The organism is Kordiimonas marina (genome assembly GCF_023006325.1).
In the GTDB taxonomy this organism is placed as follows: Bacteria; Pseudomonadota; Alphaproteobacteria; order Sphingomonadales; family Kordiimonadaceae; genus Kordiimonas; species Kordiimonas marina.
In genome coordinates this window covers 297,675-323,286 of record NZ_JAINDF010000002.1, presented here as the reverse complement: position 1 = coordinate 323,286, position 25,612 = coordinate 297,675, and the positions used below count along the sequence as shown (strand labels likewise).

Sequence of the window (25,612 nt, the reverse complement as noted above, 5' to 3'; positions counted from 1 at the left end):
AAGGATGACAGCACTGTCATACCCTTCAGCCTTACCTTGGGAAAGGGAGTTTACAAATATGTTTTCGCCGCCCCGGACGGACGGCGAAAAGTGGGCTTACCAGGCGTGGGCCTCAGCGAAAGCATGGGGCTCATCATACTCATCCGCCTCAGGCTCCCCCGCCAGCGCGCGGCCGAAGCGCGCCTCTGCGGTATAGTAGGAGCCCTGGTGGGTAAGCTGGCTGGAGAAGAGCGTGAAATGCTCGATGGTCTCAGGGAAGGTGGTCAGCTTTTCATTTTCGGTGAGCCAGTCGCCGATGCGGGCATAAGCCCCACGGCGGAAGCGCGCGAGCGTGACATGCGGCTTGTATTTGCGCCGTTCCACCTCGACATCGATCCGGCCGAGGGCATGAACGATCTTTTCATGCAAGTGCCTCAGCGGCTCCGGGTTCTCGACCCCGGCCCACAGGGCCTTCGGCTGACCGGGCTTGCCGAAGAGACCGACACCCTTGAGCTGAAGCGCGAACGGCGTGAAGCTGACGCGTGACAGCTCGCCTTCTATTTCCCGCATGACTTTGTGTGGAACATCGCCGATGAAAGCGAGGGTGAGGTGGAGCTGATCATCGCGCTGCCAATGCGCGCCCTCCACGCCTGCCCGGACATCCCATAGCGCATCGCGCATGGTGTCCGGTAGTTCAAGGCCGACAAACAAACGCACCATAGCCTGTCCCCTATATCAAGATATCGGGCTAAGGGCCGCCCGACATACTAACTCTAGCGCAAAAGTGCCGCCTGCACCACCGGTCCAATGCGTCCGACGACAATTTTTACGCCCTTCGGGTTCGGGTGCAGCCCATCCGCCTGATTGAGCGCCGGGTTGGCGGCGACACCGTCAAGGAAGAAAGGATACAGCATCGCGCCATATTTTTTGGCGACGGTCTCATAAATGGGGTCGAACACATCGGCATAATCCTGCCCGAGGTTCGGCGGTGATTTCATGCCCGCGACCAGCACCTTGATGCCGCGGTCCGTCAGCGTCTTCACCATGGCATCGATATTCCCCGCGGTGATGTGCGGGTCAACGCCGCGCAGGCCGTCATTGGCGCCGAGCTCCAGGATCACCAGATCGGGCTTGCCGTCCTTAAAGCCCCCCAGTGCCCAATCAAGCCGGGAGCGGCCACCGGTGGACGTGTCACCCGAAACACCGCCATTCACCACCTCAACCGGCTTGCCCATATGGGTGGTCAGCCACGCCTGAAGCACCTCGGTGAAGCCTTCGCCGACATTGAGGCCGTAGCCCGCGGTCAGGCTGTCGCCAAAGGCGAGGATGCGGTAGGCGGGCACGGCTTTATCGGCAGCAAAGATCTGCGCCGGGGCGAAAACCGTACAAAAAAGGGTGAAAAGCGCGGAAAACAACAGAAAGTGACGACGCTGGCGGTTGACCGGCATTGGTGGCGCTCCTACCTTTTCCTGAATGATAAAAACATCTGACCCTATAAACGTGGCAGCGAAGGCGGAAAATTACAATGGCTGACAAAACGGCTCTCATCTCCCTTGAAGATGTCTCCCTCACCCTCTCCTCCGGGGCGGGGCCTGTGAACATCCTCAAGCACATCGGTTTCAGTATCATGAAGGGCGAGAGCGTCGGCATCGTCGGGCCGTCGGGCTCCGGCAAGTCATCGCTGATGAGCCTGATGACCGGGCTTGAGCAGGCCACTGAAGGCAGCGTCACGGTCGATGGCCTCCGCCTTGAAAGCGCTGATGAAGACACGCTGGCCCGTCACCGTCTCAGCCGCATCGGCATCGTGATGCAGGCCTTCCACCTGATCCCGACCATGACCGCCCTTGAGAATGTCGCCGTGCCCTTGGAGCTCGCCGGTATCAACGATGCCTTCGACCGCGCAGCACACGAGCTTGGAAACGTCGGCCTCGCCCACCGGATGGAGCATTATCCGGCCCAGCTTTCGGGCGGCGAACAGCAGCGCGTGGCGCTGGCCCGCGCGCTGGCGCCTGAACCCTCGATCCTGTTTGGCGATGAACCGACCGGCAACCTGGACGGCAAGACCGGCCGCGCGGTAATCGACCTGCTGTTCGACATGGCGAAGACACGCGGCTCCACCCTCGTGCTCGTCACCCACGACCCCAACCTGGCGGACCGCTGCGACCGGGTGATTTCAATGGCGGATGGCCGCATCGTGGATGACACGGGCGACACCGCCTCCGTCACTGTCGCTGAAACGGCCAAGCCATGATCAGCCGCAACGAAGGCCTGCCGGTCGCCATAAGGCTGGCGATCCGGGAGCTCCGGGGCGGGCTGTCCGGCTTCCGCGTGTTCGTGGCCTGCCTGATCCTCGGTGTCGCCGCCATCGCTGCGGTCGGCTCGCTGACCCGCGCGATCGAAGACGGCATGGACCGGGAAGGCCGGTCGATCCTCGGCGCGGACATCGAGGTCAATATTTTCCAGAACCAGATCGCCCCTGACGCGCTCGCCTATCTTGAAAGCCAGGGCACGGTGTCCAAATCCGCCCGGCTGCGCACCATGGCACGAAAACAGGGCGGTGACCGCTCGACCCTTGTGGAACTGCGCGCGGTCGACAGCGCCTATCCGCTATACGGCAAATTCGTCACCACGCCGGAGCTTGATAACGCCGCCCTGTTTGAGGAACGCGCAGGTTCATGGGGCGCCGCGGTGGACCCGATGCTGGCTGACAGACTGGGCGTGAAATTGGGCGACAAGCTGACCTTCGGCAACATCACCGCCGATATCCGCGCCTTTATTGGGCGTGAGCCCGACAAGGCCAACATGGGCTTCGAGCTCGGCCCGACCGTAATGATAAGACGCGCCGCCCTTGAGAAAACCGGCCTCGTGACGCTCGGCAGCCTGGTCAACTATTATTACAAGGTCAAACTGCCGGAAACCCTGCCGCCGAAGACGGTGGTGAAAGCCCTGAAAACCCGCTTCCCGGACGCCACCTGGCGCTTGCGTGACCGGTCAAACGGCGCGCCGGGGATGCGCCGCTTCATCGAACAGATGGGCATGTTCCTGACCCTCGTCGGCATCTCCGCGCTGGTGGTCGGCGGCGTCGGTGTCGGCAACGCGGTCAAGGGCTATATGGACCGGAAGACCCGCACCATCGCCACCCTCAAGATTTTGGGCGCGCCCGGCAGTACGGTGTTCGCGACCTATTTCACCCAGGTGCTGCTGATCGGCTTTGCCGCCATCGTGGCCGGGCTGATCCTGGGGGCCTTCCTGCCCGGCATCCTGGCCCGCTTCCTGCCGGACAGCCTGCCCATCAGGCCGGACGGCGGGGTCTACCCGGTCGCGCTTGGGCTTGCGGCCCTTTACGGCATCCTGATCACCGTCGCCTTCACCGTCTGGCCGCTTGCGAAAGCGCGGGACCTGCCTGCCGTGCGGCTGTTCCGCGCGCTGGTTGCGCCTGAAAAGCGGCGGCCGCGCAAGCGCTATATCCTGCTGGTGATCATGGCCGCGCTCGCCATCGCCGCCCTCGCGGTCGGGGTTGCCACCAACCATCTGCTTGCCGCCGGGTTCATGGGCGGCGCCGCGCTGACGCTGCTTCTGCTCCGCTTCGTGAGCTGGCTTCTTGAACGCACGGCAGCGCACGCCCCCCGGCCCAAAGGCGTGCTAAGGCGTCTCGCGGTCGCGAACCTGCACCGGCCCGGTGCTGCCACCGGTGCCGTCGTCCTGTCGCTCGGGCTCGGCCTCACGCTGTTCGCCACGCTCGCACTCATCGAAGGCAATATGGACAAGCGCATCAAGGACCAGGTGCCGAGCGTGGCGCCCGCTTTCTTCATGCTGGATATCCAGCGCTATCAGCTCGCCGATTTCGAAAAGACCGCCAAGGGCCTTGCGGGCGTGAGTGACGTCACCGTCGTGCCGTCCCTGCGTGGCCGCATCAAACTGCTGAACGGCGTGCCCGCGGACCCCAAAAAGGTGGCGGAAAATGTACGCTGGGTGCTGCGCGGCGACCGGGGCCTCAGCTATATGGACACGCTCTCGAAAGGCAGCCATGTGGTCGCGGGCAACTGGTGGCCCGCGGGCTATGACGGCCCGCCCGAGATCAGCCTCGGCAAGGAAGCCGCCGACGGGCTCGGCCTCAAGGTCGGTGACACTATGACCATCACGGTGCTCGGGCGCGACGTGAAGGCGCGCATCGCCTCGCTCCGGGAGATCAACTGGGGTACCTTCGGCTTCAACTTCGTCATCCTGTTTGACCCGCATACGCTGCGGGCCGCGCCCCATACCTATATGGCGACCCTGAAGGCCGCGGGGGATGCGGAGGCGAACGCCCACCGCGTGCTCACGAACGCCTTCCCCAACATCACCGCCGTGCGCATGAAGGATGTGCTGAGTAAGTTCAATGACATGCTCGGCCAGGTCGGCACCGCCGTGCGCGCGACCGCGCTTGTTTCCATCATCGCGGGCATCCTGGTGCTCGCCGGTGCTATCGCCGCCGGCTTCCGCCAGCGGGTGTATGATTCCGTCATCCTCAAGGTGGTCGGCGCGGTCCGCAAACAGGTACTGGGCGCCTACCTGATGGAGTTTGCGCTCATTGGCCTGATCACCGCGCTGATCGCGCTCGGGCTCGGCAGCCTGGCGGGCTGGATCGTGGTGAAGCATGTGATGGAAATGGAGTTCCATTTCCTGCCCGTGCCCATGCTTTTGACCGTTTCTGTCAGCCTTGTCGTCACCGTTGTGATCGGCATGGCCTCAAGCTGGCGGGCGCTTTCAGTGAAGCCAAATGCGGTACTTCGGAACGAGTAATCGCGCGCCAGGAACGGTCCGTCCGAAACTGGCGGGAATTTCATCCGGTATCTGTTGCAAGCCGGGGGTTTAATCCCCATATTAGGCGCAACTGACAATAAACCCTTTAGGGGAGAAGAAATGGTCGAACGTTACAATTTCCAAACGGGTGCGCGCACGCACACCCAAACTGCCGAGTTTGATGCAGGCCTTCGGGCTTACATGCTGAAGGTCTATAACTATATGGCCTCCGGCGTGCTGCTCACAGGCATCATCGCCATGCTGGTTGCACACAGCGACGCCTTGAGCGGTGTGTTTTTCCATCAGCAGCTGACCCAGTACGGGATGCAGATGAAGCCGACCCTGCTTGGCTGGGCTGCCACTTTGTCGCCGCTCGCGTTCGTGATGGTGATGAGCTTCGGTATCAACAAGCTGAGCGCCCAAGCGCTTCAGATGATCTTCTGGGCTTTCGCCGCCTGCTTCGGCGTGTCGCTGGCCTCGATCTTCTGGATCTATACTGATGTCAGCATCGCCCGTACTTTCTTCATCACCGCCGCCTCGTTCGGCGCGCTGAGCCTGTATGGCTACACGACGAAGAAAAGCCTCTCGGGCATGGGCACCTTCCTGATGATGGGCCTCTTCGGCCTGATCATCGCGAGCGTGGTGAACATCTTCATGCATTCGACGATGCTGGAGTTTGTCATCTCGGTCGCCGGTGTGCTGATCTTCGCAGGCCTGACCGCCTACGATACCCAGCGTATCAAGGACAGCTACTTCCACATGCAGTCGGGTGAAATGGCAGCCAAAGGCGCCGTAATGGGTGCCCTGAGCCTCTATCTCGACTTCATCAACCTGTTCATGATGCTGCTGCGCCTCATGGGCGACCGCCGCTAAACGCGCGGGACATAACCACACGGAAAGCCCGGCCTTCTTGGCCGGGCTTTTTCTTTGTCCTGCCCCACCCCTCCCCCAAAGGGCGCTTCAGCTAAGCTCGTGACAAACGGGCTTTTTTCGGGGATGATGGCCCAAATTCTACTCATAGGGGAGCTTACCGCCGTTATGTCGGTCCTTGGGTCGATCATTCTGCCGAAATCATCCTGGGCGAAGCTCGGGTTTCTCGCCCTCCTCGCCGCGCTGTTCGCCGCGGGGGCGCTCGGCTATCTCACGCCTGTCCAGACCCTCCTCGATTCGGAGGCGCTGACCTTCCATTTCATGGATGTCTCCATCACGCCTTACCGGCTTGTGAAGGCGCTTCTGATCGTCGCCATGTTCATGTGGCTCGCGGGCCTTGTCTCCGACATGGCGGAAAAGCAGGTGAACCGGCTGCACAGCGTGCGCGCCAGCAACCGCACGCTGCTGGCCAAGGCGCTGACGCTGCTGATTTACCTGGTGTTCGGCATCTCGGCGATCGACCTTCTCGGCATCAATCTCGGCGCGCTTGCCGTGCTCGGCGGCGCGGTCGGCATCGGTGTCGGTTTCGGTTTGCAGAAGATCACCTCCAACTTCATTTCAGGCATCATCCTGCTGGTTGAAAAATCGGTGGAGGTCGACGACCTGATCGAGCTTTCCGACGGCACGCAGGGCTTCGTCCGCCACACCAGCGCGCGCTACAGCCTCATTGAGACCTTCGACGGCCGCGAGGTGATGGTGCCGAACGAGGATTTCATCACCGGCCGGGTCACCAACTGGACGCTGACAACCAAAAAAGGCCGGGTCGAGATTCCGGTCGGTGTCGCCTACGGCTCCGATATCGATCTTGTGGAAAAGCTGCTGCTGGAGGCCGCGCATGAACATCCGCGCTGCGCCCATGAGCCGGAGCCCCAATGCTTCCTGGATGCCTTCGCGGACAGCTCGGTCAATTTCGCGCTCTATTTCTGGGTCGATGACGTCACCGAAGGCCGGCGCGGCCCCAAGTCCGACGTCATGAAAGCGATCTGGCACAAGTTCGCGGAAAACGGCATCGAAATTCCGTTCCCGCAGCGTGACCTGCATATCAAGGGCGGCCTGCCTGCCGCCGCAGTCAGCCCTGAGGTCCAGTCATGAGCAAGAAGGCGCTTCTCAACTGCTATTATCTCGACCCCGGCGACCAAAAGGAACCGGGGAGCGGCGAAGAAGTCAGCCTGAGCGAGGAGATGCCGCCCGTATGGCTGCATTTCGACGTCTCCGGCAAGGGCGCGAAGGAAGCGATCCACAAGGCCGCCCCTTACCTGGACGAAACCACGATCGACGCCCTGTGCGCCGAGGACACCCGGCCGAGGGTCGAAGAATTCGGCAAGGAATATCTGGTCATCCTGAAGGGCGCCAACCTGAACCCGGAATCAGAACCGGAGGATATGGTCTCGCTGCGTATCTGGAGCGACGGCAGGCATATCATCAGCGGTCAGCGCCGCCGTGTCTTTGCCGCGCAGAAGCTGATCGACCGGCTGAAGGCGAGCGGCAAGCCCGCAAAGGCATCTGAGGTTATCGTCGGTCTCACCATCAATATCATCGACAACCTCGGCCCGCCGGTGAACGACCTGCTCGACGAAGTCGACGCGCTTGAGGAAGACATGCTCAAAAGCGCCGACATTGAAATGCGCCACACGCTTATCGACCTGCGCCAGCGTGTGCTGGCGCTGCGCCGGTATCTCACCCCGCTCAGGCAGGCCGTTGGCGAACTGCGCGAACTGGCGGTCGAATGGCTGGGCGAGAAGGCGACAAGGCGCCTGCGCGAAGGCCATGCCGTTCTTGCCCGTCATATCGAGGATCTGGACGCCGCGCGCGAACGCCTGCAGTTCAGCCAGGAACAGCTTGTGGCCGAAAGTTCGGACCGGCTGAACCGCAACATGTATACCCTGTCCATCGTTGCGGCGATCTTCCTGCCGCTCAGTTTCCTGACCGGGCTTTTGGGCATCAATGTCGGCGGCATGCCGGGGGCGAACGATGCCTCCGCCTTCTGGTGGGTCACCGCCGGATGTGTCAGCGTCGCGGTCGCGCTTCTCCTCTATTTCCGGCGCGGCGGCTGGCTTTAGAACGGCATTCCACCACCTCACCATGCCTAGCTACCAGAAATTGATTTTTCCGATTTCCCTAGAATTTTAAATATTGTATCTGTCGCTATGCGGCCTGGAAACAGGTGCATCTGCGGGGGAGAAGAGACGGGCGGAGGCCAGTGCGGGAGCACAGCTTCCCCATCTGACATGGGAGCAGTTATGACCGAGCGTTCGGACGTGGAAGGCCTGATCGATCTGTTGATCGAAGGCCGTTTTGACGATGTGCCGGAAGGGCACGACCCCCTCACCCAAAAAATCAAAAGCCTTGCCATAACCAGCCAAAAGCGCGCGATCTCCAGCCTCGCCCGTACGGTCGATATGGCGGTGACGACCACAAGCAGTGTCACCAGCGTTGCGGAGATGGTGCGCGAGATCAAGGAAGTGGACAGCCAGTCCCAGACCATTGCCGCCGCGGTGGAAGAACTGGCAGCATCCGTCAATTCCATTGCAGAAAGCGCCGAAGGCGTGGCCGATGAAGTGGGCCATGTCGCCGAGAGCGCGGCCCGCGGTACCGAGGCCGCAGCAGGCGCTGAACGAACCATGGAAGAAATCGCCGATGCCGTGGAAGGGGCCGCCAAAAAGGTCGATTCCCTCTCCGCCGCGTCCGAGCAGATCGGCGCCATCGTCAAGGAAATCGAGGACATCGCCAAGCAGACCAACCTGCTGGCGCTCAACGCCACCATCGAAGCCGCCCGCGCGGGGGAGGCTGGTAAAGGTTTCGCGGTCGTCGCCGGGGAGGTCAAAAGCCTCGCCAACCAGACAGCCAAGGCAACCGAGGTGATCCGCGAGCGCATCAACCACCTGCGGTCCGACATGGCCGCCATCGTCACCTCCATGCATGAAGGCGGCGAACGGGTGGCGCGTGGGCGCGATATTATTCACACCTCGGGTGAAGAAATCCGCCAGATTTCCGCCCAGGTCGACAATGTCATCCTGCGGGTGCAGGAAGTCAGTGCCACGCTGACCCAGCAGACCCAGGCCTCGCAGGAAGTCTCCGAAGGTGTGGCGGTGATTGCCGAGATGTGCACCAAGAACGTCGCCAGCGTGGAAGAGGTCATCACCATGCTGGAAGGCTCGGAACAGACCGCCGTGGATGCGATGCCGCCGCTGATGGACCGCGCCGGCAAGGTCGCCACCGTCTATGCCGCCAAGTCGGACCATATGGTCTGGATGCGCAAGCTGTCGCAGATGCTGGCCGGGCGTGCCCAACTGAATGCCGACGAGCTTCTGGACCACCATGGCTGCCGTCTCGGCAAATGGTACGACACCCAGAAAGACCCGGCCTTCACCGCCTTGCCGGAATGGCACGCGCTGCAGGACCCACACCGCCATGTTCATGCCGCGGGCATCGAAGCCGTCCGCTGCTACAATATGGGGGACCTCAGCGGGGCCATCGAATGTGTTCATGAAGCCTGCGAGGCATCAAAAGAAGTCATGCGGCTTCTGGATGACATTGCCGACAAAGCGCTGGCTGGTGGTTCCGCCAGACAGGAACACGCCGCCTGACCTGCAGGGGCACGCTAAAAGTCAGATGCTCAGCACCTTGTGAATAGCATTCGTCAGGAAACTGAGGTCGTCCGCCCCGATGGTCAGCGACGGCGTCAGGTAGACGATGTCATGGAACGGCCTGATCCACACACCCACCTCGACGAATTTGGCGCGAAGTGCCTGGATGGCTGAGGCGTCCTCAAGCTGCACCACGCCGATCGCGCCTTTAACCCGCACGTCCTTGACGTTGGGGAGCGACCGGCACGGCGCTAGCTCGGTGGCGAGCTGATCCGAGATGGCAGTGACCCGCACGCCGTAGTCTTCCCGCTCGAACAGGTCGAGCGAGGCATTGGCGGCGGCGCAGCCGAGCGCATGACCCATATAGGTGGGCCCATGCATCAGCGCCTTCAGCGGGTCATCGTCATAGAAGGCATCGAACACCGCATCGCGCGCAACTGCGACCGACAGGGGCGATACCCCGCCGGACAGCGCCTTCGAAAGCGTGACGATATCGGGCACGATACCGGCCTGGGTAATGGCGAACTGGGTGCCGGTCCGGTAGAAGCCAGTGAAGATTTCATCGACGATCAGAAGCACATCGGCGGCATCGCAGGCTTCGCGCAGCCAGCGCAGTGTTTCCGGGCCATGGAACACCATGCCCGCCGCGCCCTGCACCAGCGGCTCGGTGATCACGGCCGCCACGTCGTCCTTGTTGGCGATCAGAAAATCGGTGAAGGCTGCGGCTTCCGCCTCGGTGCGCGGCAGGTTAGCCAGCAGGTTCTCCTTCAGGAGCCCCTTGAAATGGCCGTGCATGCCCTCATCCGGATCGCAGACCGACATGGTGCCGAGCGTATCGCCATGATAGCCGCCGCGAAAATGCACGAACTTGGACCTGCGCTCACCCCGATTCAGATAATATTGCGCTGCCATCTTCATGGCGACCTCCACCGACACCGAGCCGGATTCGGCGATGAAGCAGCGGTTCAGGTCCCCCGGCAGCATCGCCGCGAGGCGGGTGGAAAGCTTGAGCGCGGGTTCGTTGACCAGCCCGCCGAACATCACGTGCGGCATGGTCTCAAGCTGGCTCTTCACTGCCTGAAGGATGTGCGGATGGTTATAGCCGTGCGCTGCGGCCCACCAGCTGGCGATGCCGTCGATCAGCTCCCGCCCGTCCGCGAGCGTGATGCGCACGCCCTCGGTTTTGACCGCAGGGAGCGGCGCGGGCGCGGTTTTCATCTGCGTGTAGGGCAGCCAGATATGCTCTGCGCCCTCACGGAACCAATCAGGAGTGCCGGTCATGATTTACGCCGGCTTCAGGCCCAGCTTCGCGAAAAGGGCCATGTCCTTGTTGTTTTCCGGGTTCGCCGTGGTCAGGAGCTGCTCGCCATAGAAGATGCTGCTCGCACCCGCGAGGAAACAGAGCGACTGCAATTCCTCCGACATTTCCTGACGGCCTGCGGAGAGACGGACTTCCGACTTGGGCATCATGATACGGGCGACCGCGATGGTGCGGACGAACTCGAACGGGTCGAGCTTGTCGACATTTTCAAGCGGCGTGCCTGGCACGGCGACCAGCATGTTGATCGGCACGCTTTGCGGATGCTCCGGCAGGTTGGCGAGCGTACGCAGCATGCCCGCGCGGTCCTCGCGCTTTTCGCCCATGCCGACGATGCCGCCCGAACAGACATTGATGCCCGCCGCGCGCACATGCGCGAGCGTATCCAGCCGTTCCTGATAAGTGCGGGTGGTGATGATCTCGCCGTAAAATTCTTCCGACGTGTCGACATTATGGTTGTAATAGTCGAGGCCCGCGTCGGCCAGGCGGTCTGCCTGGCACTTGTCCAGCATCCCCAGCGTCATGCAGGTTTCCAGCCCTTCGGCCTTTACGCCTTCGACCATGGCGAGGAGCGTGTCCATATCGCGCTCCTTCGGGCTGGTCCAGGCGGCGCCCATGCAGTAGCGGCTGGCGCCACCGGCCTTGGCCTTCTTCGCCGCGGCGACCACACGCTCAACTTCCATCAGCTTGGTGGCGGAAAGCCCCGTGGTCTTCTGGTGCTTGGACGACTGCGAGCAGTAGGAGCAATCCTCGGCGCAGCCACCGGTCTTGATGCTGATAAGCTGGCTCAACTGCACTTTGTTGGGGTCGTGATAGAGCCGGTGAACGCCCTGCGCCTCATAGACAAGGTCCATGAACGGCTTGTCGAACAGCGCCATGATCTCATCGGGCGTCCAGTCATGCCTTACGGGGGCATCCATGGCGGGCGCGCCGGCGACAGGAGATTGCTGGGGCTGTTTGTCTTCCTGGGTGACGGTGATCGGGGCGTTCATGATGGGCCTCTTCCTTGTTTTTGGTTTTACGACCATTTGGCGGCACCCTCGCGGGGGGCAGGGCCGAAGTCAAGCAAAAACACTGAGGCGTGAGCGGCGCAAAAGCTAACTTGACGGTACGGTCCCCTAGCCTTAGGGAAGGCGGGCAGGAAAGGGAGCCCAATGCTGAGCCTCAACCATTTTGCCGTCCAAAAACTCGCGGCCCTTGAAGCCAAGAACCAGTGCCGCCGCCTTGTCGATACGGAACGGACGGCCGCGATGGCGCTGTCGGTCGCAGGCGGCCCTTCGCTTATCAGCTTCACCGACAATGATTATCTCGGTCTTTCAACCCACCCGGACGTGGTTGAAGCCGCGCGCGACGCCGCCGCGCGCTACGGCGCAGGCGCAGGCGCAAGCCGGCTGGTGACCGGCAACCACCCGCTGTATGCCGCGCTCGAAGCGAAGATCGCCGCCATCAAGGGCACGGAGGATGCCTGCGTGTTCGGCTCCGGCTACCTCGCCAATGTCGGCATTATCCCGACGCTGGTTGGCAAGGATGACCTGATCCTCGCCGATGAACTGGTCCACACCTGCATCCACGCCGGGATGCAGCTGAGCCGCGCGCGGGTCCTTACCTTCCGCCATAATGATGTTGCACATGCGACAGAATTGATGGCGCGCGAACGCGGGAACCACGGACGCGCCCTCATTGTCGTCGACGGCGTTTATTCGATGGACGGTGACATTGCCCCGCTCAAGGACCTCGGCGAACTTGCCCTGGCGCACGACGCCTGGCTGATGAATGATGACGCCCACGCGCTTGGTACCATCGGCGGCGGGCGCGGGTCTGCCCACGCCACCGGCGCGGAAGGCCTTGTGCCCTTGCAGATGGGGACGCTTTCGAAAGGGGTTGGCGCCTACGGCGGCTATCTCGCGGCATCCAAGCCGGTGATCGACCTGATGAAGACCCGCGCGCGGTCCTTCATCTACACCACCGGCCTGCCACCCGCAGCGGTGGGCGCGGCCCTCAAGGCGCTGGAGCTGATTGAAAGCGATGCCGAGATGGTGGCGCGGCCGGTGAAGCTTGCCCGCACGTTCGCGTCCGCCATGGGCCTGCCCACGCCGGAAACGCCGATTGTCCCCTTGGTGATCGGCACCGAAACCGACGCGCTTGCGGCCTCGGCCAGGCTGGCGGACGAAGGCTTCAAGGTGATCGCCTTCCGGCCGCCGACCGTGCCTGAAGGCACCTCGCGCCTCAGGTTCAGCTTTTCGGCGAGCCACCGGGACGAAGATGTCGCCCGGCTGATTGAAGTTGCGACAAAACTGGGGTTAAATAGATGACCATGAAAGGCCTATTCATCACCGCTACCGGCACCGAGATCGGCAAGACGCTGGTCACGGCTGCACTCACCCACCAGCTGCGGCAGGCGGGCCATGTGGTCGGTGCGATCAAGCCGATCATCAGCGGCATCACCGAGGGTGAGATGGAGGGCACCGACACCGCAATCATCGCCTCCGCCATGGGCCAGGGGCTTGATGAAGCCACGCTCGATACCATTTCGCCCTTCCGCTACAAGGCCCCACTTGCGCCCTCGATGGCGGCCTCGCTTGAAGGCAAGGTGCTGGACTATAACCTGCTGATCGAGACCTGCCGGAAGGTGATTGACCATCCCGTCTTCACGCTGGTTGAAGGCGTCGGCGGTGCGTTCGTGCCGCTGACTGACGACAAGCTGGTCGCCGACTGGATTGGGGACCTGGACCTCAGCGCCATCATCGTGGCGGGCAGCTACCTGGGCACGCTGTCCCACATTATTTCCACGCTGGAGGCCATGCAGGCGCGCGGGCTTGACGTGCGCGGCATCGTCGTAAGCGAAAGCACGGGCGACACCCCTGATTTTGACGATACGCTGGCCGAAATCCGCCATTGGACCAAGCTTCCCGTCATCGGCATTCCCCGCCTTCACGGGGCTGAACCCTGGCAACAGGCGCCGGACCTGACAGGCCTTGTCGAGCTGGACCCGCCCGCGGTCTGACCCGCCCCACACACCTCCATAAACCGGTTTCCCACAGGCAAGCCTTACCGACTGTTTTTGCCGCCCGCCCGGCAGCTTTGTCCTCTTGACAGGCCGCTGCGGATGGCCACTTCCGGATCAATCCTGTGCAAGCCCCCGGTTTTCCGGCGAATGGCAAAACTGGCACGGCTGTTGCTCTCTCCTTAGGCAAGTTGACCCGAGCCCCAGTTCGCATTGCCAAGGAGCCATATCATGCAACAGCCTCAAGCCTTCGACCCCAATTTCTATTTCGGTCTTGTTGCAGACAATCTCCTCAAAAACCTTGGCCTGAAAGCACTCGTCTATGCCGATGAAGCCCTCGTCAAGATGAAGGCGCTCGGGGATGAGGAAGGCTTCAGCCTGTGGCTGTCGATCCATCAGCATCTGACCGAACGCGCCGCCGGTTCCATGCGGCCGGACGAAGTGGTCCTTCACTAAAATTCAAGAGATAACGGGCGGGCTTCTCTCAGCACCCGGCACCCAAACCGCCCGTTAAGACCGGAGCAAACCCAACTCCGGTCAAAGGCCCGCTCCCTGACCCGGGAGCGGGCCTTCTAGTTCCCCGCGCACCTAAACCAGAGATTATCCTTGGGAAGTTTCTGTTGCTTGCCCCGGCACCTTGTGCCCTACTTGACGCGGACAATGCATCAGTAACGATTGTCAGTTTGGAGCAAATTCAGTGGAAAGCGTTAGCACGCTGATCGGCCAGATGGAGAAAGCCGAAACCAGCCACGAAGTATGGCAACTACTTCTGGATTACATCACCGAACGCGGCTTCAAGGCTGCCAGTTATGGCTACGGCTATATGTCCCCCCGGTCCACGGTCGAAGAAGTTGAAACCGGCGATACCGTCTCGCTCAAGGCAGCGCTTTCGGGCCGCACCTGGATCACCACCTTGCCCAAGGAGGCCGTGCAGGAATACCTGGCCCGGAACTATCAGAACATCCACCCGATGCTCCATCAGATCGAGACCCATTCCATGCAGCCACTTTATATGGCGCGGGAAATTCTTGACCCTAACGACCCCAACTATGCCGATTATGATCATCTTCTGGCGCGGGCCGCGCATTATGGCATCCGTTCGGCCATCGGCTTCCCGCTTTACCACCCGCTCAGCCGCAGCCACGGCGAGGTTTCCTTTCACTGTGCCGAGCCGATAGACCGCCTGCGTGAGATCATGGCCGAATACGGCAACCAGGTGCATCTGGCAGCGCTTTATATGCACACCTTCTACCAGCCGCTCGAACGGCGGGAGCGGGCCGCGAAGGTCGGCATCAAGGGTCGTCCGCTTGAAGTGCTGGAACAGCTGTATGCCGGTTATACCAACAGCCAGATCGCGGACCGGATGGGGGTCTCCGCCCCCACCGTCAGCTTCCACATCAAGGAACTGCGCGAAGCCCTTGCGGTTTCCTCAACCCGCGAAATCCTGCCCATGGCGCTGAGGCTCGGCCTCCTGCACGAATAGACCCCGGCCTTTACGCCCCCGTGCCGGTCAGCCGCGTTCCTTGCGGCTGGCTTCATTGGCGCTTTTGACCTGGGCGCGCATCATCTGCCACTGGTCGTCCGTGAGCTGTTCGAGCATGGAGAAAGTGCCGCCGCCGGTCAGCATCTGGCCGCCGTCGATGGCGATGATCTGCCCGGTAACATAATCCGCCCCCGGCGCCATCAGGAAGGTGGCGAGGTTGGCAAGCTCACCATACTCCCCCACCCGTTTCATCGGCACGGTGTCGATATAGTCCCGGCCTTCGCCCGTGCCCGGCATCAGCCGGTCCCACGCGCCCTTGGTCGGGAACGGCCCCGGCGCGATGGCATTGAGGCGAATGCCCCGGTTGCCCCATTCAACCGCCAGCGACTGGGTCATCGCGGCAACGCCCGCCTTCGACATGGCGGACGGCACCACATAAGCCGACCCGGTCCAAACCCAGGTGGTGACGATCGAGAGGATGTTGCCCTTGAGGCCACCCTCAAGCCAGCGCTTGCCCACCGCGTTGGTGACATTGAAGGTGCCGTGCATGACGATGCTGGCGATGGCGTTGAACGCGTTGGGCGACAGGTCTTCCGTGCGCGAGACGAAATTGCCCGCGGCGTTGTTGACGAGGCCGGTGAGCGGCGCCTTGTCCCAAATGGCTTCCACCGCGGCCTCAATCGCCATCGGGTCACGGATATCGACCGCCATGGCCTCACACACGCCGCCGGTTTTGGCCATAAGCTCGGCGGCGGTTTCTTCGAGAACACCACTGCGCCGGCCCCAGATGACGCAATCGGCCCCTAAGCTCATGTAGCGTTCGGTCATGGCTTTGCCGAGCCCGGTGCCCCCGCCGGTAACCAGGATACGCTGCCCTTTCATCAGGTCGTTTTGAAACATGCTGCTGCCCTTTCCCTTGATGCCTTTCCCAACCACCGCACACCCCCGCGATCACGGGACCGTTAACGTGGTATTGAGAAATTAACTTTATTCTTAATCAACATGATGGTAGCGCAGTTTCCGCCTGCGCCAAACCAAGCCAAAGGTTGAGTAGAGTAGTGAAGACCCCCGAAGATCGTTTTGCGGCCCGCCTGGATGTCACCGGCATGTTATGCCCGATGCCCGTCCTGCGCGCCCGCCGTAAACTGGATGAGCTGAACACCGGGGACATGCTGCTCGTCGTCGCCTCCGACCCGGCTGTTGTGCATGACATGCCCGCCTTCTGCCGCATGGCCGGCCATGCGCTGATCATGGCCCACGTCCAGGACGGCAAATATCTGTTCGAAATTGAAAAAGGCGACCGCGGAAGCGAAAGCGAAAGCGAGTAGCCCTAAGCGGCCTATTTGCGGCCGATAACCCCGGCCAGCCAGCCCGCGCACAATGCCACGAACACCGCCGTGATGCCGTAAAAGAACGGGTACGAGTGGGCGAAGGTATAAGCCGTGCGCTCAAACCCTTCCTTGCCCACAGTCAGGTTAATGCGGTTGCGCGCCTTCAGGCTGCCTTGCTGGAACAGGAAGGTATCGACCTGGAACTCGCCGATCGGCACATTCGCGGGCAGGTGCACGTCTGTCCGGAACAGGCCTTCCGAGATCAGGTTGACGGTATCGAGGCCCTGGCGGTACAGGCCCTCTTCGCTCCTGAGCCGGTAAAGCGCCTTCCTGAAGTTCGGGTCCGGCGCCACCAGGCCGCGCGGGCTTTCGGCCACAAGCGGCAGGTTTTCGTAACCGATTCCGTAGGTCGCGAACACGGTCGGCGCCGCGATTTCATTGAGCGGCCGGTTGGTGGCGACGGCATAATAGCCGGGCGCGGACGGGAACCTGGCCACATGCCGGTTAATCCACACACCGCCCACGCGCTCCTTGCGCCGGACCAGGGTCGGCAGTTCGGGCCCGCGGACAACGATCACCACATCATAGGGGTCATGCGGCGCCCCGATCGGCGTCGCGCCGACCGCGCCGAACAGAATGAGGTCCGCGCCTGAGAAGCTGTAGCGGATTTCGATATGCCGGTTCGAAAGATCGGTCACCAGCGCGTGCGTGGGCGAGGCCAGAACCCCGAAGAATAGCGCGAGAAAGACGGCAAGACGGATGCGCATCAGTGCTGCCCTCCCGTCTCATCCACATCGGCCACCGAATAGACCTCATCCGGCTGTACCACAAGGCCGAGCGCGACCTTGACGCAGACGATGAGAACCAACACAGCCAGGATGGCGCGGAGCTGCTCGCCCTTCAGCCGGACGCCGACGCGCGCGCCCAATTGTGCGCCGATGACGGCCCCGGGCAGGAGCAGCATGGCGAGGAAGATATCCACCGTCTGCGTATTAACCGAATGGAACACGGTCGTGAGCGCGGTGACGAAGATGATCTGGAACAGTGAGGTCCCGATCACCACATTGGTCGGCATATTGAGGAGATAGATCATCGCCGGCAGCATGATGAAGCCGCCGCCGACGCCCATGATGGCGGACAGAAGGCCGACGAACATGCCGATCGCCAGCGGCAACAGCGCCGAGATAAAAAGTTTGGACTTGCGGAAGCGCATCTTGAAGGGCAGCGCGTGGATCCACGCCTTGTGCCGGTCCTCCCGCGGTTTACGCGGCGGCACATAGCCGCGGTGCGCCCGGACGATCGCACGCACGCTTTCCCAGAACATCAAACCGCCGATGGCGCCGAGGAACAGGACGTAAGCGAGCGAGATCAGGAGATCGACCTGGCCAAGCGCGCGCAGGTAGGAAAAGGCGGTCGCGCCCATGAAGGACCCCATGGCGCCGCCGACGATCAGCACCACGCCCATCTTGACGTCAACTGTCCCGCGCCGCCAATGGGCGACCACGCCGGAAACCGATGCCGCGGTGATCTGGTTGGACTGTGTCGCCACCGCCACCGCGGGCGGGATGCCGATAAAGATCAGGAGCGGGGTCATCAGGAAGCCGCCACCGACGCCGACAACCCCAGAAAGGAAGCCCACAAGACCTCCCATACCGAGCACAATGAAAACATTCATCGAAAGCTCAGCGATGGGTAGATAAAGGGTCATGCTGAATCCGACCTAAAAAGAGGACAGAAAAGGCTTATTTTTCTGTGGTACCCAAACTTACCCGCAAATGCAAATAAAGCCGACAGAATTGCGCCCTTAAGCCCGCCGGGCTTCTGGCTGCTGACTCAAAAAGCGGCGCGCCACGGCATTCTGATAGCTTTGCATGGCTGGACCAGCCGCATAACACAGCGACGCCCCCATTCGCGGGTTGATCTCGAAAATCTTCGGCACCCCGTCAGCCAGCTTATAGTCAACGCAACACAGGCCTTCGTAGCCCAAGAGCCCGAGAATACCGGCAAACAGGCGGTATAAATGTCCGTGATCCACAACGGACCGCCTCGTGGGCTGGTCGCCTTTACTATGCACATGCTGATCTTTGGCGAACTCGTATTTGACTGTGCAGGCAAAGACGACAAAGCCTTCCGAGACAAGCATATGCGTTGTGAATTCATCTCTGCCTGGCATGAATTGTTGTTTGAACCATTCCCCGGGCTCAAGCTCTTTCAAGCGGGCTGCTTCATCCGCCGGTTCCGCGATGACCTTGGTATATCTACCCCACACATCATGCCGCTGCTTGAGGACATAAGGATAGCCAGTGTCACCACCGATAGCGGGCACATAATTGCCTAACCCCTTGGCGACCATGAAGCGAGAGAAAGCGACCTTGTCATCGCACAGTGAGATCACCTCGTCCGAAGGGAACAGGGCCCGGCTGGCAAACGCCCCTGGTGCAGATTGGTTCAGCCAGCGTTCCCACTCGATCGACAACGGCACCACAATATCATAGGCATCAGGGTCCAGCCCCGGCGTGTCGAATGGGAGGAATGTCAGGGAAAGGCCGGGCAGAAAGTACCTAAGCGCAGGTTCCCAACTCGGCTGTGGCGAAAAAAGGATTTTCGTCCGCACGCCAGCTTGTTGCACCCGCCCTTCACTGCTGCCCATTGCCATCCTCGAAAGTCACGCCACCCAACGCTTGCTTTTGGCACGGGCGCATGAAGACAACAATATAAATTAAATTGTAGACAAACCCTGCCGATGGGCACGTATCCGCAGCGACATAACCGTCAGTGGGCGGCGGCCCCTTTGCTGTTGCGGCGGCCATGTTTTTCGAGCGCGTCTTCCATCGCGGGCGCCAAGCGACCGGTGAGCCACAGACCGAGCATCTTATAATCGCCGATCAGCGACCAGCGGGGATAATCGAAGGTGGCGGGCTTGTTTTTCTCAAACACGAAATGGCCGACCCAGGCGAAGCCGTAGCCGATCAGCGGGTAGACGAGCAGCAGCCACCAGGTGCGGCTATAGAGCGCATAGGCGAACACCGCGGTGGCCAACAAAGTGCCGACATAATGAAGCGAGCGGCATACCGGGTTGGCGTGCTCTGCCAGATAATAAGGGAAAAATTCCCTGAAACTCTCGAATTTCGGTGCCATTTTGGTCTCCCCTTAAAGCGCTGCTATCCAGGCGCTTGCAGTCTGAGTCGCTGCCGTTTCCGCTACGGCCTCCCAGACCTCCCGTTAAAATCAAACTCTCCCGTCCAGAAAATATAGTGCGAAACCAAGCCCCTAGCAAATCCGATCTATCCGGCATCTTTACGGGACTTGACGTTAACGTTAACGTCAACTACCTAATGACGTGCATTAAGTTAAGGGAAGGGTGACATGACCACGGTCGCGTCGAAGACATACAGCATCAAAGAACTCGCCGATGAGTTTGGGGTCACGCCCCGGACCTTGCGGCACTATGAGGACCAGGGGCTGCTTCTGCCCGAACGCCAGGGACAGAACCGCATCTATAGTGGCGCCGACCATGCGCGCCTCGCCTGGATATTGCGCGGCAAGCGCGTCGGCTTCAGCCTGCAGGAAGTCGGTGAAATGCTCGATCTCTATGACGTCGGCGACGGGCGGGAAACCCAGCGCGCCGTCACCATCGAACGCTGCCGTGACCGGATCGACGCGCTTGAAGCCCAGCGTGACGACATCAACGCCACCATCGATGAGCTGCAGGAGTTCTGCGAACTCCTGGCCAACCTGAAGAAAAACCGGAAGACCGGGACCTGGGTCCGCCGTGACACGGGCGAGCCCCTGGGCGTTTACGCGCCCCGGAAAACCGCCTGAGCCACCGCTCTCCCCCCGCTTTCAACAGACCATAAAGATCAAACCCACTATCTGAGGATTATCATGCCTATTTATCGCGCCCCTGTGAAAGACCAGCTTTTTCTGCTGAATGACGTGCTGAACATCGGTCAGTATTCGAACCTGCCCGGCTTTGCCGACGCAACCCCCGACCTTGTGAACGCGATCCTCGATGAAGCGGCTAAATTCTGCGAAAACGAGCTTCAGCCGATCAACCATTCGGGTGACCAGGAAGGCTGCACCCGCCACGAAGACGGCTCGGTCACCACACCGAAGGGCTTCAAGGAAGCCTACGAGAAATTCGTCGAAGGCGGCTGGGCCGGCCTGACCCAGGACCCGGAATATGGCGGACAAGGCCTGCCCCACGTCCTCGGCTTCTGCCTTGAGGAAATGATGGTTTCGGCCAACCACAGCTTCGCCATGTATAATGGCCTGGCCGCAGGCGCCATCGCCGCCATCAACATTGACGGCTCGGATGAACTCAAGAACAAGTTCCTGCCGCCGATGATCGAGGGCCGCTGGACCGGCACCATGAACCTCACCGAGCCGCATTGCGGCACCGACCTTGGCCTTCTGCGCACCAAAGCCGAGCCGCAGGAAGACGGGTCCTATAAAGTCACCGGCACCAAAATCTTCATCTCGGCGGGCGAACATGACCTGGCTGAGAACATCATCCACCTGGTGCTCGCACGCCTGCCCGATGCCCCCAAGGGCGTGAAAGGCATTTCGCTGTTCCTCGTCCCTAAAGTCATGGTCGATGACGAAGGTACCTTGGGCGACCGCAACGGTGTCGTCTGCGGGTCGATCGAGGAAAAGATGGGCATCCACGGCAACTCGACCTGCGTGCTGAACTATGACGGCGCCACCGGCTACCTGATCGGCGAAGCCAACAAGGGCCTCCGCTCCATGTTCATCATGATGAACGCGGCGCGGATCGGCGTTGGTATCCAGGGCCTGTCGCATTCGGAAGTGTCGTACCAGAACGCGGTCGACTATGCGAAAGACCGTATTCAGGGCCGCTCGCTCAAGGGCGCAGCAACCCCGGACAAACCGGCCGACCCGATCATCGTGCACCCGGACGTGCGCCGCATGCTGATGAACAGCAAATCCTTCAATGAGGCCGCACGGAACGCCGCGCTGTGGTGCGGGCTGCTGGTCGACCTGAGCCATAAGGCTGAAACCGAGGAAGAGCGCCAGTGGGCCGATGACATGGTCAGCCTGATGACCCCGGTCATCAAGGGCGTCTTCACCGACCGCGGCTTCGAGAACGCAGTCAACGCCCAGCAAGTGTTCGGCGGCCACGGCTATATTGCCGAACACGGCATGGAACAGTTCGTACGCGACAGCCGTATCTGCCAGATTTACGAAGGCACCAACGGCATCCAGGCGCTTGACCTCGTTGGCCGCAAGCTGGGCGCCAACGGCGGCCGCGGCATGCAGGCCTTCTTCAAATATGCCACCGAAGTGCGGGAAGCCGCCAAGGGCGATGACCGCCTGCGTCCCTTCACCGACGCCCTGGGCGCTGGCCTCAAGGACCTTCAGGCCGCAACCATGTGGCTGATGCAGAACGGCATGGCCAACCCGGACAACGCCGGGGCTGGTTCGGTTGCCTATATGCACCTGTTCGGCCATGTGCTTCTGGGCCTGATGTGGACCAAAATGGCAAAAGTTTCCGCCGACGCGCTGGACGCAGGCACGGACGATCCTACCTTCTATGAAACCAAGCTTGTGACCGGCCGCTACTACATGAAACGCCGCATGCCTGAAACGGGGGCGCTGCTTGCAGAACTTGAAGCCGGTGCCGACGAAGTCATGGCGCTTGATGCCGCCAACTTCTAATTCCAAGGGAGCTTAAGAGAATGACCGAAGCTTATATTTACGACGCAGTCCGCACGCCCCGCGGCCGCGGTCGCGCCGATGGCAGCCTGCATGAGATCACGCCGATCCAGCTGGCGACCCAGATGCTGCAAGCCGTCCGGGACCGGAATGACCTCGACACCTCGGCGGTTGACGACGTGATCCTCGGCTGCGTGTCGCCGGTCGGTGAACAGGGCGCGGATATCGCCCGCGTCGCCGCCATCAACGCCGGTTACGCCGAAACCACCGCCGGTTTCCAGGTCAACCGCTTCTGCGCCTCAGGTCTTGAAGCCGTGAACATCGCTGCCGCAAAGGTTATCTCCGGCGAGGCCGACATGGCCATCGGTGGCGGTGTCGAAAGCATGAGCCGCGTGCCCATGGGCTCGGACGGCGGCGCCTGGCCGGTGGACCCGTCGGTTGCCTTCCACAGCTACTTTGTGCCGCAGGGCATTTCGGCCGACCTGATTGCCACCAAATACGGCCACAGCCGCGATGACGTGGACGCCTACGCGGTCGAAAGCCAGAAGCGCGCGAAAGCCGCCTGGGATGACAATCGCTTCGCCAAATCCATCGTGCCGGTCAAAGACGTTGTCGGCATGACCGTGCTCGACCATGACGAACATATGCGGCCGGAAACCACCATGCAGTCGCTTGGCGCCCTGAAGCCGTCCTTCATCCAGATGGGTGACCTGGGCTTCGACAATGTCGCCTTGCAGAAATATCCGGAGTTCGAAAAGATCAACCACGTTCACCACGCCGGCAACAGCTCCGGCATCGTGGACGGCTCCTCCGCGATCCTCGTCGGCACCAAGGAAGCAGGTGAGCGCCTCGGCCTGAAGCCGCGTGCCCGTATCCGCGCTGCCGCCTCGATCGGCTCCGAGCCGACGATCATGCTCACCGGTCCGGAATTCGCGGCCCAGAAGGCACTCAAGCGCGCCGGCATGACCGCGTCCGACATTGACGTGTGGGAGCTTAACGAAGCCTTCGCGTCGGTCGTCCTCCGCTTCATGGAAGCCCTGAATGTCGACCATTCGGACATGAACGTGAACGGCGGCGCCATCGCCATGGGCCACCCGCTTGGGGCCACCGGCGCCATGATCCTCGGCACCGTGCTGGATGAGCTGGAGCGGTCGGGCAAGTCCACCGCGCTCGCCACGCTCTGCATCGGCGCCGGCATGGGCACCGCCACCATCATCGAACGTGTGTAACGCTGTCACGGGGAGTAGACACAATGACTGACACCATCCGTTTTGACGTCGACAGCGACGGTATCGCCACGCTGACCATCGACCTGCCGAACACCGGCATGAATGTTTTCAACGCAGACCTGATCAACGACCTCGACGCCTTGGTTGATAAGGTTCTGGCCGACGACGCCATCAAAGGCGCCGTCATCACCTCCGGCAAGCCCGCGTTCCTCGCAGGCGCCGACCTCAACATGCTCGGCGCGCAAGCCGGCGGCAAACAGTCGCTTGAGGAACAGTTCGAAGGCGCTTTCCGCCTCAATAAAATCTTCCGCAAGATCGAAACCGGCGGCAAGCCGAAGAAAGTGCTCGCCATGGAAGGCACCAAGCCGTTCGCAGCCGCCGTCAATGGCCTCGCGCTCGGCGGTGGTTTCGAGCTGGTGCTGGCCTGCCATTACCGCGTGATCACCGATGACGCCTCCATGCAGCTTGGCTTCCCGGAAGTCCAGGTTGGCCTGCTGCCAGGCGCCGGTGGCACCCAGCGCCTGCCGCGCATCATCGGTATCCAGGCGGCAGCCGGTGCCATCACCACCGGCAAGCCTTTCAAAGGCCCGGCTGCGCTCGGCATGGGGATCGTCCAGGAAATGGTCCCGACCGACAAAGTGGTCGAAGCGGCCAAAGCCTGGGTCAAGAAGTCCCCGTCCGCGATCGCACCGTGGGACAAGAAGGGTTTCAAATATCCGGGTGGCGCAGGTGCCATGAACCCGGCGGCCGTTCAAACCTTCATCGGCGCCAACGCCATGGCCCAGAAGCAGACGCAGCATAACTATCCGGCGATCCAGGCGATCCTGTCGTGTCTTTATGAAGGCGGCATCGTCGATTTCGACACCGCGATCCGGATCGAGAGCAAATATTTCATGAGCCTGCTGAAGGACCCGGTAGCCGGCAACATGATCCGCTCGCTCTTCATCAACAAGCAGGCGGTCGAGAAAGGCTCGCTGCGGCCTGAAGGTTTCGAGCGCAGACAAGTAAAGCGCCTCGGCATGCTGGGCGCGGGCCTGATGGGCGCGGGCGTGGCCTATGTTTCGGCGAAAGCCGGTATGGATGTGGTGCTTCTGGACCGCGACATGGCCGCCGCCGAAAAGGGCAAGGACTATAGCCGCAAGCTGGTTGAAAAAGGCATCGGCCGTGGCCAGACCACGAAGGAAAAGGGCGATGCGCTGCTCTCTCACATCATCCCGACCGATAACTATGATGACCTCAAGGACTGCGACCTGATCATCGAGGCCGTGTTCGAAGCCGAGGACATCAAGAAGGACGTTACCCAAAAAACCGAAGCCGTTATCGGCAAGGATGTGGTGTTCGCGTCCAACACCTCGACGCTGCCGATCACCGGCCTGGCCAAAAACTTCGGCCGTCCGCACCAGTTCATCGGCATTCACTTCTTCTCGCCGGTCGACAAGATGCCGCTCGTGGAAATCATCATGGGTGAGAAAACCGATGACGAAACCCTCGCGCTCGCGCTTGATTATGTCAGCCAGATCCGCAAGACCCCGATCGTGGTGAACGACAGCCGCGGCTTCTACACCAGCCGCTGCTTCGGCACCTACGTGCAGGAAGGCTATGCCATGGTCAAGGAAGGCGTGAACCCTGCCCTCATCGAAAACGCAGGCAAAATGTCCGGGATGCCGGTGGGCCCGCTCGCGGTTGGTGACGAAGTCGCGATCGACCTTTCCTACAAGGTCGGCCAGGCCACCAAGAAGGCGCTGGGTGACAAGTATGTGCCCTCGCCCGCTGACGGCTTTGTCGAGAAGATGGTGGTGGACCTGGAACGCTTCGGCCGCAAGAACGGCAAGGGCGCTTATGTCTATCCTGAAGACGGCAGCCCGAAATATCTGTGGCCGGGCCTCGCGGAGGAGTTCCCGCTGGCCGCTGACCAGCCGAGCGTGGACGAAGTTGAATCCCGCCTGATGGTCCGCATGGCGGTCGAATGCGCACGCTGCTTCGAGGAAGGTGTTCTGCGTGACACCGCATCGGGTGACATCGGAGCCATCTTCGGCTGGGGCTTCGCCCCCTGGACCGGCGGCCCCTTCAGTTTCATCGACACCATGGGTGTGGCTGCGTTCGTCGCTGAAGCCGACCGTCTGGCGCAAGCCTACGGCCAACGCTTCACGCCGCCGCAGCTTCTCAGGGACATGGCCGCGAAGGGTGAGACCTTCTACAAGCCGGGCGACAGCCGCGGCAAAATCCCGGCCAAGAAAGCGGCGTAATCCGCACGTCTTCCGGGACCTACAGAACCAACCGAAAAGGGCTGCCC

The 25,612-nt window shown here is 61.6% G+C and carries 24 protein-coding genes; 15 read left to right on the top strand and 9 right to left on the bottom strand.

Annotation, left to right across the window (positions count from 1 at the left end; genetic code table 11):
* Positions 1 to 96: 96 nt before the first annotated feature.
* Positions 97 to 699, bottom strand: coding sequence for an RNA 2',3'-cyclic phosphodiesterase (gene thpR / locus K6118_RS04610; RefSeq protein WP_247119045.1), 603 nt, complete (start codon positions 697 to 699; stop codon positions 97 to 99).
* 53 nt (positions 700 to 752) lie between these two features.
* On the bottom strand, positions 753 to 1,427 hold the full coding sequence (locus K6118_RS04605; RefSeq protein WP_247119044.1) for an arylesterase: 675 nt from the start codon (positions 1,425 to 1,427) through the stop codon (positions 753 to 755).
* 77 nt (positions 1,428 to 1,504) lie between these two features.
* On the opposite strand from K6118_RS04605, the gene K6118_RS04600 reads away from it, so the two are divergent.
* The 6 genes from K6118_RS04600 to K6118_RS04575 all read left to right on the top strand — a co-directional run bounded on the left by K6118_RS04600 (position 1,505) and on the right by K6118_RS04575 (position 9,278).
* Positions 1,505 to 2,230, top strand: coding sequence for an ABC transporter ATP-binding protein (locus K6118_RS04600; protein WP_247119043.1), 726 nt, complete (start codon positions 1,505 to 1,507; stop codon positions 2,228 to 2,230).
* Positions 2,227 to 4,761, top strand: a complete 2,535-nt coding sequence (locus K6118_RS04595) for an ABC transporter permease (RefSeq protein ID WP_247119042.1) — start codon at positions 2,227 to 2,229, stop codon at positions 4,759 to 4,761. Before K6118_RS04600 ends, K6118_RS04595 begins: the two co-directional genes overlap by 4 nt.
* A gap of 120 nt (positions 4,762 to 4,881) precedes the next feature.
* A complete protein-coding gene (locus K6118_RS04590; RefSeq protein ID WP_247119041.1) occupies positions 4,882 to 5,634 on the top strand; it encodes a Bax inhibitor-1/YccA family protein in 753 nt (250 codons plus the stop codon).
* 165 nt (positions 5,635 to 5,799) lie between these two features.
* Positions 5,800 to 6,783, top strand: coding sequence for a mechanosensitive ion channel family protein (locus K6118_RS04585; protein WP_247119040.1), 984 nt, complete (start codon positions 5,800 to 5,802; stop codon positions 6,781 to 6,783).
* The gene (locus K6118_RS04580) at positions 6,780 to 7,751 is read left to right on the top strand and encodes a zinc transporter ZntB (RefSeq protein ID WP_247119039.1); all 972 of its coding nucleotides are present in this window, start codon (positions 6,780 to 6,782) and stop codon (positions 7,749 to 7,751) included. Before K6118_RS04585 ends, K6118_RS04580 begins: the two co-directional genes overlap by 4 nt.
* Before the next feature lie 180 nt (positions 7,752 to 7,931).
* The gene (locus tag K6118_RS04575; protein ID WP_247119038.1) at positions 7,932 to 9,278 is read left to right on the top strand and encodes a methyl-accepting chemotaxis protein; all 1,347 of its coding nucleotides are present in this window, start codon (positions 7,932 to 7,934) and stop codon (positions 9,276 to 9,278) included.
* 21 nt (positions 9,279 to 9,299) lie between these two features.
* Here K6118_RS04575 and K6118_RS04570 read toward each other — a convergent pair whose 3' ends face one another.
* Both K6118_RS04570 and bioB read right to left on the bottom strand, forming a co-directional pair.
* Positions 9,300 to 10,559 (bottom strand): adenosylmethionine--8-amino-7-oxononanoate transaminase, encoded by a 1,260-nt coding sequence (locus K6118_RS04570; protein ID WP_247119037.1) that lies wholly within the window; start codon positions 10,557 to 10,559, stop codon positions 9,300 to 9,302.
* 3 nt (positions 10,560 to 10,562) lie between these two features.
* Positions 10,563 to 11,516: a biotin synthase BioB gene (bioB, locus tag K6118_RS04565; protein WP_343269908.1), complete on the bottom strand. Its 954-nt coding sequence runs from the start codon at positions 11,514 to 11,516 to the stop codon at positions 10,563 to 10,565.
* A gap of 234 nt (positions 11,517 to 11,750) precedes the next feature.
* On the opposite strand from bioB, the gene K6118_RS04560 reads away from it, so the two are divergent.
* The 4 genes from K6118_RS04560 (at position 11,751) to K6118_RS04545 (ending at position 15,083) form a co-directional block, all read left to right on the top strand.
* Entirely contained in the window at positions 11,751 to 12,908 is a 1,158-nt protein-coding gene (locus tag K6118_RS04560) for an aminotransferase class I/II-fold pyridoxal phosphate-dependent enzyme (RefSeq protein WP_247119036.1), read from the top strand.
* Entirely contained in the window at positions 12,905 to 13,600 is a 696-nt protein-coding gene (gene bioD, locus K6118_RS04555; RefSeq protein WP_247119035.1) for a dethiobiotin synthase, read from the top strand. The genes K6118_RS04560 and bioD overlap by 4 nt, the downstream gene beginning before the upstream one ends.
* A gap of 231 nt (positions 13,601 to 13,831) precedes the next feature.
* Positions 13,832 to 14,056, top strand: coding sequence for a hypothetical protein (locus tag K6118_RS04550; protein WP_247119034.1), 225 nt, complete (start codon positions 13,832 to 13,834; stop codon positions 14,054 to 14,056).
* 241 nt (positions 14,057 to 14,297) lie between these two features.
* Positions 14,298 to 15,083, top strand: a complete 786-nt coding sequence (locus tag K6118_RS04545) for a helix-turn-helix transcriptional regulator (RefSeq protein WP_247119033.1) — start codon at positions 14,298 to 14,300, stop codon at positions 15,081 to 15,083.
* Positions 15,084 to 15,110: 27 nt separating this feature from the next.
* Here the strand turns inward: K6118_RS04545 and K6118_RS04540 are convergent, their stop codons facing one another.
* Entirely contained in the window at positions 15,111 to 15,983 is an 873-nt protein-coding gene (locus K6118_RS04540; protein ID WP_247119032.1) for an SDR family oxidoreductase, read from the bottom strand.
* A 158-nt stretch (positions 15,984 to 16,141) separates the two neighbouring features.
* Between K6118_RS04540 and K6118_RS04535 the strand changes: the two genes are divergently transcribed.
* Positions 16,142 to 16,411 carry a sulfurtransferase TusA family protein gene (locus K6118_RS04535; protein WP_247119031.1) on the top strand — a complete coding sequence of 90 codons (270 nt, stop codon included), beginning with the start codon at positions 16,142 to 16,144 and terminating at the stop codon, positions 16,409 to 16,411.
* A gap of 11 nt (positions 16,412 to 16,422) precedes the next feature.
* Here the strand turns inward: K6118_RS04535 and K6118_RS04530 are convergent, their stop codons facing one another.
* The 4 genes from K6118_RS04530 to K6118_RS04515 all read right to left on the bottom strand — a co-directional run bounded on the left by K6118_RS04530 (position 16,423) and on the right by K6118_RS04515 (position 19,552).
* Positions 16,423 to 17,181 carry a TIGR02186 family protein gene (locus tag K6118_RS04530; RefSeq protein WP_247119030.1) on the bottom strand — a complete coding sequence of 253 codons (759 nt, stop codon included), beginning with the start codon at positions 17,179 to 17,181 and terminating at the stop codon, positions 16,423 to 16,425.
* Complete coding sequence (locus K6118_RS04525; protein WP_247119029.1) at positions 17,181 to 18,122, bottom strand: sulfite exporter TauE/SafE family protein; 942 nt, start codon at positions 18,120 to 18,122, stop codon at positions 17,181 to 17,183. Before K6118_RS04525 ends, K6118_RS04530 begins: the two co-directional genes overlap by 1 nt.
* Positions 18,123 to 18,218: 96 nt before the next feature.
* Positions 18,219 to 19,064, bottom strand: a complete 846-nt coding sequence (locus K6118_RS04520; RefSeq protein WP_247119028.1) for a hypothetical protein — start codon at positions 19,062 to 19,064, stop codon at positions 18,219 to 18,221.
* A 122-nt stretch (positions 19,065 to 19,186) separates the two neighbouring features.
* Positions 19,187 to 19,552, bottom strand: a complete 366-nt coding sequence (locus K6118_RS04515) for an Mpo1-like protein (protein WP_247119027.1) — start codon at positions 19,550 to 19,552, stop codon at positions 19,187 to 19,189.
* Between the two features lie 228 nt (positions 19,553 to 19,780).
* Here K6118_RS04515 and K6118_RS04510 point away from each other — a divergent pair, with 228 nt between their 5' ends.
* From K6118_RS04510 to K6118_RS04495, 4 genes are all read left to right on the top strand, one after another.
* On the top strand, positions 19,781 to 20,236 hold the full coding sequence (locus tag K6118_RS04510; RefSeq protein ID WP_247119026.1) for a MerR family transcriptional regulator: 456 nt from the start codon (positions 19,781 to 19,783) through the stop codon (positions 20,234 to 20,236).
* 63 nt (positions 20,237 to 20,299) lie between these two features.
* Positions 20,300 to 22,093, top strand: coding sequence for an acyl-CoA dehydrogenase C-terminal domain-containing protein (locus tag K6118_RS04505; RefSeq protein WP_247119025.1), 1,794 nt, complete (start codon positions 20,300 to 20,302; stop codon positions 22,091 to 22,093).
* 20 nt (positions 22,094 to 22,113) lie between these two features.
* Positions 22,114 to 23,319 (top strand): acetyl-CoA C-acetyltransferase, encoded by a 1,206-nt coding sequence (locus K6118_RS04500; RefSeq protein WP_247119024.1) that lies wholly within the window; start codon positions 22,114 to 22,116, stop codon positions 23,317 to 23,319.
* A gap of 23 nt (positions 23,320 to 23,342) precedes the next feature.
* Complete coding sequence (locus K6118_RS04495; RefSeq protein ID WP_247119023.1) at positions 23,343 to 25,565, top strand: 3-hydroxyacyl-CoA dehydrogenase NAD-binding domain-containing protein; 2,223 nt, start codon at positions 23,343 to 23,345, stop codon at positions 25,563 to 25,565.
* The last annotated feature ends 47 nt before the right edge of the window (positions 25,566 to 25,612 follow it).